This is a genomic window from Burkholderia sp. S-53 (genome assembly GCF_025560745.1).
Taxonomy (GTDB): domain Bacteria; phylum Pseudomonadota; class Gammaproteobacteria; order Burkholderiales; family Burkholderiaceae; genus Burkholderia; species Burkholderia pyrrocinia.
Genome location: NZ_CP090483.1, coordinates 3,260,709 through 3,272,934, shown reverse-complemented (window position 1 = coordinate 3,272,934; position 12,226 = coordinate 3,260,709). Strand labels below are relative to the sequence as shown.

Sequence of the window (12,226 nt, the reverse complement as noted above, 5' to 3'; positions counted from 1 at the left end):
GCGCACGACGGCGACAACCGGCGCCGCCGAACGGCAACCGGGTGCCGCCCGGCGACACGGCGCGCAGGCGCGCGCCACACTCGGGATTCGCATGTCTCCCCCACCCAGAAGGATTCGGCCTGTCAGCGGCCGTGTCCAAAGATCTTATGAAACCTTTTATTGGTATTCAAGTGGTATCAATCTGGCGCTAAATTGGCATCGATTGGTTGAGCCTGCCCGGACGGCCGGGACGAAAAAAAACCTCGCGTGTAGCGAGGTTCTTTCCGGACGGCGGCGGTGCGATCCGCCGCGCGCGTCACGCGTCAGTCGCGGCGCACGCGCGCGGGCGCTTCCTGCGTCTTCTGCCGCGCTTCGAGCCACATCGCATTGACGATGCCGAACGACAGCGCGACGCCGATACCGAGAATCCAGCTGAAATACCACATGATCCGACTCCTTGCGAAACGGTGGACGGGGGCGCCGGCGCGCCCCGGCCCGGTTCAATACATCGAGTGCTTGTTCTCTTCGAGCGTCTGGTGCGTGACCTTGCCGCGCATCACGCGATACACCCAGCCCGTGTAGAGCAGGACGATCGGCAGGAACACGATCACCGCGAACAGCATCACCTGCAGCGTCATATGGCTTGACGTCGAATCCCACACGGTCAGGCTGCTGCGCGGGTCGAGCGACGACGGCATGATGAACGGGAACATCGAGAAGCCCGCGGTCAGGATCACGCCGGTGATCATCAGGCCCGTGCAGAAGAACGCCGTTTTCTCCTGCTTCGAGCCCGCGAGCAGCAGCGCGAGCAGGCCGCCCGCGATCCCGACGACGGGCGCCGCGATCATCCACGGAAACTCGCTGTAGTTCGCGAGCCACAGGCCCGAGCCGGCGGCGACGTCCTTGAGCAGCGGGTTCGCGACCGTATCGGTCGGCGCGGCATTCGTGATGTGGAAGCCGCCGATGGTCGACGCGACCAGCACGCCGGCCAGCACGAACAGCACGACCGCGAGGAACGACGCCACACGCAGCGCGATCGATGCGCGGCGCGCGATCACGCCGTCGGTCTTCATCTTGATGAACGCGGCGCCGTGCGCGACGAGCATCGTGAGGCTGACGAGCCCGCACAGCAGCGCGAACGGGTTCAGCAGTGCCCAGAAGCTGCCGTAGTAGGTCACGCGCAGGTCGCTGTCGAACTTGAACGGCACGCCTTGCAGCAGGTTGCCGAACGCGACGCCGAACACCAGTGCCGGTACGAAGCCGCCGGCGAACAGGCCCCAGTCCCAGCCGGCACGCCAGCGCGGGTCCGGCCGCTTGCTGCGGTAGTCGAAGCCCACCGGCCGGAAGAACAGCGCGAACAGCACGAGCAGCATCGCGAAGTAGAAGCCGGAGAACGACGCCGCGTAGACGAGCGGCCAGGCCGCGAACATCGCGCCGCCGGCCGTGATCAGCCACACCTGGTTGCCTTCCCACGTCGCGCCGACCGTGTTGACGATGATGCGGCGCTCGTCGTCGGTCTTGCCGAGGAACGGCAGCAGCGCGGTCGCGCCCATGTCGAAGCCGTCGGTGACGGCGAAGCCGATCAGCAGCACGCCGACGAGCAGCCACCAGATCAGCTTGAGAGTTGCATAGTCCATAGCGATTCCTTGTTCCGTTTCAGGTGCGTGCTCAGGCCGGGGCGCGCTCGCTGGCCGCCGCGAGTTCGTGGTGATAACGACCGGTATGCAGCGACGACGGGCCGAGGCGCGCGTACTTGAACATCAGCTTGATCTCGATGACGAACAGCGCGGTGTAGAACAGGATGAAGCCCGCGAGACTCAGGTACAGGTCGGTCGGCGTCAGGCTCGACGCGGACAGGTGCGTCGGCAGCACGCCGGCGATCGTCCACGGCTGGCGGCCGAGCTCGGCGACGATCCAGCCGAATTCGATCGCGATCCACGGCAGCGGGATCGCCCACACCGCATAGCGCAGGAACCAGCGGCGGTTGTCCTGCAGCAGTTCGCGGCGCGCGCAGAACCAGAACGCGGCAATGAACGTCGCGACGAACAGGAAGCCGAGGAACACCATGATCCGGAACGAGAAGAACACGGGGGCGACCGGCGGGATCGTCTTCTTCGCGGCGGCCTGGATCTGCTCGGGCGTCGCGTCGGTCACGTTCGGCGTGAACTGCTTGAGCATCAGCCCGTAGCCGAGATACTGCTTGTGCTGGTCGAACAGTTCGCGCGTCGCGGCGCTCGTGTCGCCCTGCTTGAGCTTCTGCAGCGCGCCGTACGCGATCATCCCGCTCTGGATGTGCTCCTCGCTGCGCTTCGCGAGATCGCGCAGGCCGATCACCGGTTCGTCGATCGAGCGCGTCGCGATCAGGCCGAGCGCATACGGGATCTTGATCGCGTAGTCGGTACGCTGTTCTTCCTGGTTCGGAATGCCGATCAGCGTGAACGACGCGGGCGCCGGCTGCGTTTCCCATTCGGATTCGATCGCGGCGAGCTTCATCTTCTGCACTTCGCCGGTCGTATAGCCCGATTCGTCGCCGAGCACGATCACGCAGAGCGTCGCCGCGAGGCCGAAGCCGGCCGCAACCGCGAACGAGCGCAGCGCGAAGTCGATGTCGCGCTTCTTCAGCAGGTACCACGACGACACGCCGAGCACGAACATCGCGGCCGACACATAGCCGGCCGACACCGTGTGCACGAACTTCACCTGCGCGACCGGATTGAACAGCACGTCGAACAGGCTCGTCATCTCCATGCGCATCGTCTGGTAGTTGAACTCGGCGCCGACCGGGTTGTTCATCCAGCCGTTCGCGACGAGGATCCACAGCGCGGACAGGTTCGAGCCGAGCGCGACGAGGAACGTGACGATCAGGTGCTTGACCTTCGACAGGCGGTTCCAGCCGAAGAAGAACAGGCCGACGAACGTCGATTCGAGGAAGAACGCCATCAGGCCTTCGACGGCGAGCGGCACGCCGAAGATGTCGCCGACATAGTGCGAGTAGTACGACCAGTTCGTGCCGAACTGGAATTCGAGCGTGATGCCGGTCGTCACGCCCATCGCGAAGTTGATCCCGAACAGCTTGCCCCAGAACTGGGTCATGTCCTTGTAGACCTGTTTGCCGGTCATCACGTAGACGGCTTCCATGATGACGAGCAGCCAGGACAGGCCGAGCGTCAGCGGCACGAACAGGAAGTGGTAGAGCGCCGTGATGCCGAACTGCAGACGTGACAGATCGACGACTTCACTACTTATCATGGTGGTCTCCCTCGGTAGATGCAGGCGCCGGTACCGAAAGCAGCTTCTCGGCGACGGCGGCAGGCGGAAGCGACATGTGCTCGGCCTGCGGATGATTGAAGAATGCGTATTTGAGCGACATCAGGAGGATCAGCTTGACGATCAGCACCAGGGTGATGTCGCGGGCGAGGGTGGGGCCGCGAGCCCACGCGGCGATGCGTGCGCGCCAGCCGATCATGCCGGCCGGCCGCGGGGGAGAGGGCGGCGCAGGCTCTTTATTGATCGAGATCAAGGCGATTATCCTGAATCGATTTAGGTCGGATTGGGGGCGACTTTACGTCGGATTTATGACGGCCGTGAAGCTGTTTTAATCCTTTTGCGCCTGACATGCCAATTTTAAAAGGACGGCTTTCCGATGCCGAGTGCTGCGCTGCGGCAGACCGTCGCGAACCGCGGGCCAAAACTTGAGGCAGATCAAGGTTAAGCGGAAGGGGGGCGAAAATTGCCTATTACCTGATGAATCAGGTCAATTAATCGGCGAAGAAACGAGCGAAGAAACAGCTGAAAAGCAGCGGAAAAAGCAGACGAAAAAAAACCGCTGCCGGTCGGGCAGCGGTTTTCGATGAAGCGCTCTAAATCGCCGGGCTTTACGCGTATTCGGCGAGGGCGGTGCGCATCTTTTTCATTGCGCTCGCCTCGATCTGGCGAATGCGTTCCGCGGACACGCCGAACTCGGCGGCGAGATCGTGCAGCGTCGAACCGCCCGAGCCGTCGTCGTCGACGTGCAGCCAGCGCGCCTCGATGATGCGGCGGCTGCGCGCGTCGAGCGCGTCGAGCGCCTGCGCGATGCCGTCCGTCTGCAGCATGTCGCGCTGACGCGCGGCGAGCACGGCGGTCGGCTCGTTGTGCGAGTCGGCCAGGTAGGCGATCGGCGCGTACGACTCCTCGCCGTCTTCCACCTGCCCTTCGAGCGCGATGTCGCCGCCCGACAGGCGCGTTTCCATCTCGGACACGTCTTCGCGCTTGACGTTGAGCTCCTGCGCGAGGCCGTCGATTTCCTCGGGCGTCATCGCCTGCATGCTCTTCTTGTGGCTGCGCAGGTTGAAGAACAGCTTGCGCTGCGCCTTCGTCGTCGCGACCTTCACCATGCGCCAGTTGCGCAGGATGTACTCGTGGATCTCGGCCTTGATCCAGTGGATCGCGTACGACACGAGACGCACGTTCTGCGCCGGATCGAAGCGCTTCACGGCCTTCATCAGGCCGATGTTGCCTTCCTGGATCAGGTCGCCGTGCGGCAGGCCGTAACCGAGATAGTTGCGCGCGATCGACACGACGAGCCGCAGGTGCGACAGCACGAGGCGGCGCGCCGAGTCGAGGTTGTTGTTCTCACGGAACTCGGTTGCGTACTGGCGTTCCTCTTCGGCCGTCAGCAGCGGAATGCGATTGACGGCCTGGATATACGAATCGATGTTGCCAAGCTGGCCCGGCAACATCGATTGAGCTGCGAGCACCAGCGAGCCTGCCGATTCGGCCTTGGCCGGCGTCGGGCTCAGGGTGTTCGGAAGGGTCAGGGCGTTGCTCACTAAAAAACTCCTTTGGAATCAGGGACAAACCCTGGGTCTCGGATGAGATTCCGGGGCCAATCTTAGCACTCCCGCAAACCGAGTGCTAATTCCTTAGAGCGGGCGTGGGCATCTGAGTTCCCGATTTTTCTATCGAGGTAGTCGAGTCGATAGTCTAATCTGCGACCAAGGCGGCGCATCGAAGTTCCGTAAACCATTGTTTCTGATAGGAATCAGTAGACGATTTCTATTTTTGTCGTTTTGGAAGCAAGCCATTTCGCTTCGTGATGCCGATCCGAAAAGTCCTTTACCATACCATTCAGTTCGCTCGGGCCAAGCCGTCGCGGCAGGCCCCATTCAACCCAAAAAGTTGGAGTGTCTGATGAACAATAAGAAGAATCGCCGGCCCCGCAGCCGGTTTGCGCTGCATGCCATGCTGGCGGCGTCCCTTCTGGGTGGATCGGGTGCGGCGTTCGCGGATCGATGGGGTATTCAGGCGGGCGGCGGGTTCTCGGATCGTCACGGGATCGACAAGGCCGATCTCGGCGTGGTGTGGGATCCGGGCTGGAACTGGTGGGAAATCGGCGGCTGGCACTTCGCGTTCGTGATGGAAGGCCACGTCGGTTACTGGCACACGGGCGGCAATGTCCACAGCAGCCTCGGCGAGTTCGGCGCGACGCCGATGTTCCGCTTCATCAAGAGCGCGGGCCAGGTGCGCCCGTTCGTCGAGGCCGGCGCCGGCATCCGGTTCCTGACTTCCCCGACGATCTCCACCTATCTTTCGCTCGGCACGTCGTTCCAGTTCGTGGACGTCGTCGGCGTCGGCGCACAGTTCGGAGAACGCCAACAGTATCAGGTCGGTTACCGTTTTCAACATGTGTCTAACGCGGGTATCAAAGAGCCGAATCCTGGTATAAATTTCCACCAGTTCTACGTGCAGTACAACTTCTGATCCGCATGCCCGCGCACGGCGTGCGCGTTGCCGAGGAGTCAGGCGATGGCGAAGGTGGTCGATGCGATCCGCGCGCTCGAGCGCGATCGGTTCCGGGCGATGGTGGACGGGGACGGCGAGGCGCTCGACGCGCTGCTGTCGGACAAGGTGTTCTTCGTACACACCAACGGCAAACGTGAAACCAAGCAGCAGTTCATCGACGCCATCGTCGCCGGTCGCCGCCGCTATCGTCAGATCGAAATCCAGTCGCAGGACGTGCTGCCCGTCGGCAGCGAAACCTGCGTCGTCACCGGGCGCGCGTTGATCGAGATGGAGACGAACAACGGCGGCCTGGTCTTCCCGATCGCCTATACGTCCGTCCACACCGAGGAGCAGGGCCGCTGGTGCCTGCTCGCCTGGCAGGCGACGCGGTGCGCAACCGAGACATGAGCGCGCGTGGCGCTCCTTTTCATGTCCCACCGAAGCGGCCTTCTGGGCCGCTTCTTGCTGGCCCGTGCGGCGCGGATCGCGCGGCGCACGGGCGGTTACGTGCCGCTCGCTGACGGTCGAACCCTGAGCGTCAGGCCGCTGCGCGGCGATCCGCGCAATGCCATGCCGAACGGTTGATTGCACTGACGATTGCATCGAGCGCGGCGTTTGCCGCATCGGCGTGCAGGCCGACGCCGTGCCGCAGCGGCGCATCGCCGACCCGGCAGCCGACCGATACCGCGATCCGGCCGTCCGTCGTGCGAGCGTGTTCGCACGACGCGATGTCGATCGTGGCGCCGGCGGCCGTCGCGAATGCCGCGGCCAAACGTCGCACGGCATCCTCGGGCGTCGCGTCGGCCGCAGGCGCTGCCGCGATCTCGCGGTTCTGCCAGCGTGCGCTGTCGCCGTGCCGCGCGGCCGGGCCGTCGGTCTCGAAGAATTCGCGGGCGAACAGCGCGCAGATCGCGTCGCCCGTCACTTCCTCGCCGGATGCGTCGGCGAGCGTCTGCACCGCGTGGCTGAATTCGATCTGCACGCGGCGCGTCGGCGTGAAGCCCATCCCGCGTTCGAGCAGGAACGTCGCGCCGCCCTTGCCGGACTGGCTGTTCACGCGGATCACCGCGTCGTAGCTGCGGCCGAGGTCGGCCGGGTCGATCGGCAGGTACGGCACTTCCCAGACCGCGTCGGGGCGCTGCTGCGCGAAGCCCTTGCGGATCGCGTCCTGGTGCGAGCCCGAGAACGCGGTGAACACGAGGTCGCCCGCGTACGGATGGCGCGGATGCACGGGAATCTGGTTGCAGCGTTCGACGACGCGGCGCACCGCGTCGATGTCGGAGAAATCGAGGCCCGGGTCGATGCCCTGCGTATAGAGGTTCAGCGCGAGCGTGACGAGATCGACGTTGCCGGTGCGTTCGCCGTTGCCGAACAGGCAGCCCTCGATGCGGTCGGCGCCCGCGAGCAGCGCGAGCTCGGCCGCCGCGACCGCGGTGCCGCGATCGTTGTGCGGATGCACGGACAGCACGATGCTGTCGCGATACGCGAGGTTGCGGTCCATCCATTCGATCTGGTCGGCGAACACGTTCGGGCTCGCGGCCTCGACGGTGGCCGGCAGGTTGACGATCATCTTGTGATCGCGGGTCGGCCGCCAGGTTTGCGCGACCGCGTCGCAGACTTCGCGCGCGAACGTCAGCTCGGTCATGCTGAAGGTTTCCGGCGAGTACTGGAAGGTCCAGTGCGTGTCGGGGCGCGCGGCGGCGTGCTCCTTGATGATGCGCGTGCCGTCGACCGCGAGCGCCTTCACGTCGTGCTTCGACATCCCGAACACGATGCGGCGGAACGACGGGCAGACCGCGTTGTACAGGTGCACGATCGCGCGCGGCACGCCTTCGAGCGCGTCGAACGTGCGGGCGATCAGGTCTTCGCGCGACTGCACGAGCACCTCGATCGTCACGTCGTCGGGAATCCGCTTGTCGTCGATCAGCTTGCGGACGAAATCGAAGTCGGTTTGCGACGCCGACGGAAAACCGACTTCGATCTCCTTGAAACCGATCGCGACCAGCATCTCGAAGAACTCGAGCTTCTGCTCGATGCTCATCGGCTCGATCAGCGACTGGTTGCCGTCGCGCAGGTCGGTGCTCATCCAGACGGGCGCGCGCTCGATGGTGCGGGTCGGCCAGCGGCGACCATTGATGCGGACGGGCTCGAACGGACGGTACTTGTCTTGCGGATTGCGCTTCATCTTCGGGACCTCGGGTCTCAAGTCGCGAGCGAAGACGGGCGGCAGGGGCGACGGTTGGCGCTGCCTCGCACCGCCGCGCGCGATCGCGCTGCGGATGCGGATGATCTTCGCGAATCGACCGACGGATAGACGGACGAATGCTGACGACTTCGGGTTGTAAAAACTGCGAGAGGGGTACTGCGAGGAACTGCTGGGAGGGACCGTGCGGACAGCACACGGCGCTACGACAGCCTTAGGCTAGTCGTAGCGATAGCGGCCGCGCTAGGCGGCCGGAGGTAATTCGGAGGGTGTTCGGAAAGGAACGCATGACGGCCACTCTATGCCAGGATGCGGGCGCGTGTCAAATGGTCGGGGCGCGGGGTCGGGCCGCCGCCGCGCCGTCAGCGCGCGATGCGGGCGATCTGCACGATCGTTGCGACCTGCCGCGCAACCGTGTCGGGCACCGGCAACTCGCCGCGCAACACGGCGTCCGTCCATGCGGCCGTCGCCTCCGCGTCGCGCGATTCGGGTAGCGTGACGGGCGGCGTATCGCTCGACGAACGTTCGGCCTCGATCAGCGTGTCGCACACGCCGTCGTGCAGCCAGTCGACCTGCACCTGGCGCCGCGTATCGGCGACGGCTTCGCCTTCGGTGCCGCGCGCGAGCAGCGCGCCGCCGAGCGCGGCGTCCGGGTGGTCGCGGAACAGTTGAGCGAGGCTGTCGCGGTACGGCGGGTGCGTGTAGTTGACGAGCCGCAGGCCGGCCGGCGCGAACGGCTGCAGGATCTTCACGAGCGTGTGCGTCGAGTTGCGCACGCCGAGGACGCGGCGCATCGACAGCAGGTGCGCGATGCGCGGCGCCAGCGCTTCGATCGGCGCGAACGCGACGCGGCGCTCGGCGAGCATGTCCTCGATCGCATCGTGCGACGTCGACGGCGCGAGCGACAGCGCAGAGAAGATCTCGGCGCTCGTCACGCGGCCCGGGTCGCGCTCGACACCGTGCACGAGCACCGGCACGCCTTCGCGCGCGAGCAGCAGCGCGAGCAGCGGCACGAGATTCGGCTGCTTGCGCGCGCCGTTGTAGCTCGGGATCGACACGGGGCGGAACGCGGCGTCCTGCACGTGCACCGGCTCGAACGACGCCTGGGCGGCGGCGAGCATCGCGGCCAGCTCGTCGGCGGTTTCGCCCTTCAGCCGATAGGCGATCAGGATCGCGCCGAGCTCGACGTCCGACACGCGTGCTTCGAGCATGGCGCGATAGAGCTCGAACGTGTCCTCGGCGGACAGCGCGCGCGCGCCGTGCGGGCCGCGGCCGATCTCCTTGATGAAGCGGGCGCAAGGGAACGGAACGGCGGCGGGATCGTGGGAAGCGGTCATCGGGGCGTGGGGCGGGCGGCCGGCATCGGGCCGCGCGGTGAGCGGTGAGGAATGCCCCGAGTATCGCACGGGTGCGGCCGGCGCAAGCGCAGCCGCGCATCGCGTCGCGCTACACTCCGGTTACCGGCGGTGGGCGCGCCGGCTGCGCCGCGCCTGTGCCGTTGCCGGCCGAATACGACTACGAGAGACATCCCATGAAGCTCTACAGCTATTTCCGCAGTTCCGCGTCGTACCGCGTGCGGATCGCCCTGAACCTGAAGCAGCTGCCGTTCGACTATGTCCCCGTGCACATGCTGCGCAACGGCGGCGAGCAACTGAAGGACGAGTACCGCGCGCTGAATCCGGATGCGGTCGTGCCGACGCTGACCGACGGCGATGCGACGCTGCAGCAGTCGCTCGCGATCATCGAATATCTCGAAGAAACCCATCCCGAGCCGGCGTTGCTGCCGAAGCAGCCGGTCGACCGCGCGTATGTGCGCGCGATCGCGCTGCAGATCGCGTGTGAAATCCATCCGCTCAACAACCTGCGCGTGCTCAAGTACCTGAAGCACATGCTGCAGGTGCCCGAAGAGGCGAAGAACGCGTGGTACCGGCACTGGATCGAGGCGGGCTTCGAAACGCTCGAGACGCGCCTCGCGAACGATCCGCGCACCGGCAAGCTGTGCTTCGGCGACACGCCGACGCTGGCCGACGTGTGCCTCGTGCCGCAGGTGTTCAACGCGAACCGCTTCTCGGTCGACACGACGCGCTATCCGACGATCCAGCGGATCGCCGACCATGCATCGACGCTCGACGCGTTCAAGGCCGCCGAGCCCGGCGCGCAGCCGGACGCCGAATGAGCGCGGCGTGCCCGGTGGTCGGGCACGCATGAGCATGAAAAAGGGCGCCCGAAGGCGCCCCGTGCGATGCGTGCCGGCGGCGTTCAGCCGAGCAGCGCGTCCGCGAATTCCACGGCGCTGAACGGCTGCAGGTCCTCGACCTTCTCGCCGACGCCGATGAAGTAGACGGGCACCGGCCGTTGCCGCGCGATCGCGGCGAGAATCCCGCCCTTCGCGGTGCCGTCGAGCTTCGTGACGATGAGGCCCGTGAGGCCGAGCGCGTCGTCGAATGCCTTCACCTGCGTGAGCGCGTTCTGGCCGGTATTCGCGTCGATCACCAGCAGCACCTCGTGCGGCGAGCCGTCGTGCGCCTTCGAGATCACGCGCTTCACCTTCTTCAGCTCTTCCATCAGGTGGAGCTGCGTCGGCAGGCGGCCGGCCGTGTCGGCCATCATCACGTCGATCTTGCGCGCGCGCGCGGCGCTGACCGCATCGAAGATCACCGCGGCCGGATCGCCGCTTTCCTGCTGCACGACCGTCACGTTGTTGCGCTCGCCCCAGACCGCCAGCTGTTCGCGCGCGGCCGCGCGGAACGTGTCGCCGGCGGCCAGCAGCACCGACTGGTCGAAGCTCTGCAGATGCTTCGCGAGCTTGCCGATGCTGGTCGTCTTGCCCGCGCCGTTCACGCCGGTGATCATCATCACGAGCGGCTGCGCGCGGCCGAGCATCAGCGATTTCTCGAGCGGCTTCAGCAACTCGACGAGCAGGTCGTGCAGCGCACCCTTCACCTGCTGCGGGTCGGTCAGCCGGCCCGTGCGCACCTTTTCGCGTAGCGCATCGAGCAGGTACTCGGTCGCGTCGACGCCCGCGTCGGACATCAGCAGCGCGGTTTCGAGCTCCTCGTACAGATCCTCGTCGATCTTCGTGTTGACGAATACGCCGGTGATGCTGGAGCCCGTTTTCGCGAGCCCCGTTTTCAGGCGCTCAAGCCACGACTTCTTCGCGGATGCGTCCTGCAGCGGCGGCGGGACGATCTCGACCGTCTCGACGACTTCGTCGCGGCCGTCGTTGGTCGGCGTGACCGTCATCACGATGGCCGGCGCGGCCGGTTGCACGGGCGCCTGCGGCACGTCGGCCGCGGGTGGAGCGTCGACCGCGGGCGCATCGGACGGCTCGTCCGTTTGCGACGCGTCGGCCGATTGCGATTCCGCGGGATCGGGCTCCTGCGTTTTCTTGAATCGTTTGAAGAAGCTGAACATGGTCTGACGTCGGGAAGAGGGCGGGCCGCCGCCAGAGGCGGGGCGCCGGAGGGGCCGTTCTGCGTTCGCGCGGGCGCGGCGCACGATGGCCGAAACCGTGCATTTTATCAGTGCGGCGTGGCGCTCGCGTCAGTGTGCGCCGCCGCTGTGGTAACGTGCGCCTGTTTGGCGGTGCGCCCCTGCGCGCGCCCGGTCCCTCCGTTGTCTATATTCCGTATGTCCCGTTCCTCTTCCGGCCGCCCGGCGGCCCCTCCCGGCCGCGGCAAGCCGCACACGATCCGCATCATCGGCGGCGACTGGAAACGCACGCCGCTCGCGGTGCTCGATCTCGACGGCCTGCGGCCGACGCCCGATCGCGTGCGCGAGACGCTGTTCAACTGGCTCGGCCAGGATCTCGAAGGCCGGCGCTGCCTCGACCTGTTCGCGGGCACCGGCGCGCTCGGTTTCGAGGCCGCGTCGCGCGGCGCGGCGAGCGTCGTGATGGTCGAGCGCCATCCGCGTGCCGCGCAGCAACTGCGTGCGATCAAGGACAAGCTCGGCGCCCGCTCGGTCGAGGTCGCCGAAGCCGATGCGCTGCGGCTCGCGGCCGGGCTCACGCCGGGCGCGTTCGACGTCGTGTTCCTCGATCCGCCGTTCGACGATGCCGCTGCGCTCGAGCGCGCGATCGCGCTGTCGGCGCCGCTCGTCGCGGCGGACGGCGCGCTGTACGTCGAGACGGGGGCGGAACTCGATCCGGCCGCGCACGACGCGCTCGCGGGCTGGCAGGTCGTGAAGCACGGCAAGGCGGGTGCGGTTCACTATCATTTGCTGCGGCGCGAAAATGATGAATAATGCGCGTTCGATACGAGGCGGCGCGCCGCAAAGGCG

The 12,226-nt window shown here is 66.1% G+C and carries 12 protein-coding genes; 4 read left to right on the top strand and 8 right to left on the bottom strand.

All coding sequences use genetic code 11. From position 1 onward, the window contains the following. Positions 1-302: 302 nt before the first annotated feature. From cydX to rpoH, 5 genes are all read right to left on the bottom strand, one after another. A complete protein-coding gene (cydX, locus tag LXM88_RS20225) occupies positions 303-425 on the bottom strand; it encodes a cytochrome bd-I oxidase subunit CydX (protein WP_034179083.1) in 123 nt (40 codons plus the stop codon). Between the two features lie 54 nt (positions 426-479). Continuing rightward, entirely contained in the window at positions 480-1,616 is a 1,137-nt protein-coding gene (gene cydB / locus LXM88_RS20220; RefSeq protein ID WP_262536615.1) for a cytochrome d ubiquinol oxidase subunit II, read from the bottom strand. Between the two features lie 31 nt (positions 1,617-1,647). Further along, positions 1,648-3,228 (bottom strand): cytochrome ubiquinol oxidase subunit I, encoded by a 1,581-nt coding sequence (locus LXM88_RS20215; RefSeq protein WP_262536614.1) that lies wholly within the window; start codon positions 3,226-3,228, stop codon positions 1,648-1,650. Then, positions 3,218-3,499 (bottom strand): cytochrome oxidase putative small subunit CydP, encoded by a 282-nt coding sequence (gene cydP / locus LXM88_RS20210; RefSeq protein ID WP_412524117.1) that lies wholly within the window; start codon positions 3,497-3,499, stop codon positions 3,218-3,220. Before cydP ends, LXM88_RS20215 begins: the two co-directional genes overlap by 11 nt. 355 nt (positions 3,500-3,854) lie before the next feature. Beyond that, complete coding sequence (rpoH, locus tag LXM88_RS20205; RefSeq protein WP_262536613.1) at positions 3,855-4,790, bottom strand: RNA polymerase sigma factor RpoH; 936 nt, start codon at positions 4,788-4,790, stop codon at positions 3,855-3,857. Positions 4,791-5,151: 361 nt separating this feature from the next. Between rpoH and LXM88_RS20200 the strand changes: the two genes are divergently transcribed. Beyond that, entirely contained in the window at positions 5,152-5,721 is a 570-nt protein-coding gene (locus tag LXM88_RS20200) for an acyloxyacyl hydrolase (RefSeq protein WP_262536612.1), read from the top strand. 45 nt (positions 5,722-5,766) lie between these two features. Then, positions 5,767-6,150, top strand: a complete 384-nt coding sequence (locus LXM88_RS20195) for a nuclear transport factor 2 family protein (protein WP_262536611.1) — start codon at positions 5,767-5,769, stop codon at positions 6,148-6,150. A gap of 130 nt (positions 6,151-6,280) precedes the next feature. Here LXM88_RS20195 and leuA read toward each other — a convergent pair whose 3' ends face one another. Continuing rightward, entirely contained in the window at positions 6,281-7,927 is a 1,647-nt protein-coding gene (gene leuA, locus LXM88_RS20190; RefSeq protein ID WP_262536610.1) for a 2-isopropylmalate synthase, read from the bottom strand. A 380-nt stretch (positions 7,928-8,307) separates the two neighbouring features. Beyond that, positions 8,308-9,282 carry a DNA-binding protein YbiB gene (ybiB, locus tag LXM88_RS20185; RefSeq protein ID WP_262536609.1) on the bottom strand — a complete coding sequence of 325 codons (975 nt, stop codon included), beginning with the start codon at positions 9,280-9,282 and terminating at the stop codon, positions 8,308-8,310. A 194-nt stretch (positions 9,283-9,476) separates the two neighbouring features. Between ybiB and maiA the strand changes: the two genes are divergently transcribed. Then, positions 9,477-10,121 (top strand): maleylacetoacetate isomerase, encoded by a 645-nt coding sequence (maiA, locus tag LXM88_RS20180; RefSeq protein WP_262536608.1) that lies wholly within the window; start codon positions 9,477-9,479, stop codon positions 10,119-10,121. 83 nt (positions 10,122-10,204) lie between these two features. Here the strand turns inward: maiA and ftsY are convergent, their stop codons facing one another. Beyond that, on the bottom strand, positions 10,205-11,359 hold the full coding sequence (gene ftsY / locus LXM88_RS20175) for a signal recognition particle-docking protein FtsY (protein WP_262536607.1): 1,155 nt from the start codon (positions 11,357-11,359) through the stop codon (positions 10,205-10,207). 216 nt (positions 11,360-11,575) lie between these two features. On the opposite strand from ftsY, the gene rsmD reads away from it, so the two are divergent. Further along, a complete protein-coding gene (rsmD, locus tag LXM88_RS20170; RefSeq protein ID WP_262536606.1) occupies positions 11,576-12,190 on the top strand; it encodes a 16S rRNA (guanine(966)-N(2))-methyltransferase RsmD in 615 nt (204 codons plus the stop codon). Positions 12,191-12,226: the final 36 nt, after the last annotated feature.

Bases quoted from the DNA above. Each gene is read 5' to 3' on its own strand.
- rsmD (WP_262536606.1), top strand. From the start codon at position 11,576: ATGTCCCGTTCCTCTTCCGGCCGCCCGGCGGCCCCTCCCGGCCGCGGC.
- ftsY (WP_262536607.1), bottom strand. From the start codon at position 11,359: ATGTTCAGCTTCTTCAAACGATTCAAGAAAACGCAGGAGCCCGATCCC.
- ybiB (WP_262536609.1), bottom strand. From the start codon at position 9,282: ATGACCGCTTCCCACGATCCCGCCGCCGTTCCGTTCCCTTGCGCCCGC.
- maiA (WP_262536608.1), top strand. From the start codon at position 9,477: ATGAAGCTCTACAGCTATTTCCGCAGTTCCGCGTCGTACCGCGTGCGG.
- LXM88_RS20195 (WP_262536611.1), top strand. From the start codon at position 5,767: ATGGCGAAGGTGGTCGATGCGATCCGCGCGCTCGAGCGCGATCGGTTC.
- leuA (WP_262536610.1), bottom strand. From the start codon at position 7,927: ATGAAGCGCAATCCGCAAGACAAGTACCGTCCGTTCGAGCCCGTCCGC.
- cydX (WP_034179083.1), bottom strand. From the start codon at position 425: ATGTGGTATTTCAGCTGGATTCTCGGTATCGGCGTCGCGCTGTCGTTC.
- cydB (WP_262536615.1), bottom strand. From the start codon at position 1,616: ATGGACTATGCAACTCTCAAGCTGATCTGGTGGCTGCTCGTCGGCGTG.
- LXM88_RS20200 (WP_262536612.1), top strand. From the start codon at position 5,152: ATGAACAATAAGAAGAATCGCCGGCCCCGCAGCCGGTTTGCGCTGCAT.
- LXM88_RS20215 (WP_262536614.1), bottom strand. From the start codon at position 3,228: ATGATAAGTAGTGAAGTCGTCGATCTGTCACGTCTGCAGTTCGGCATC.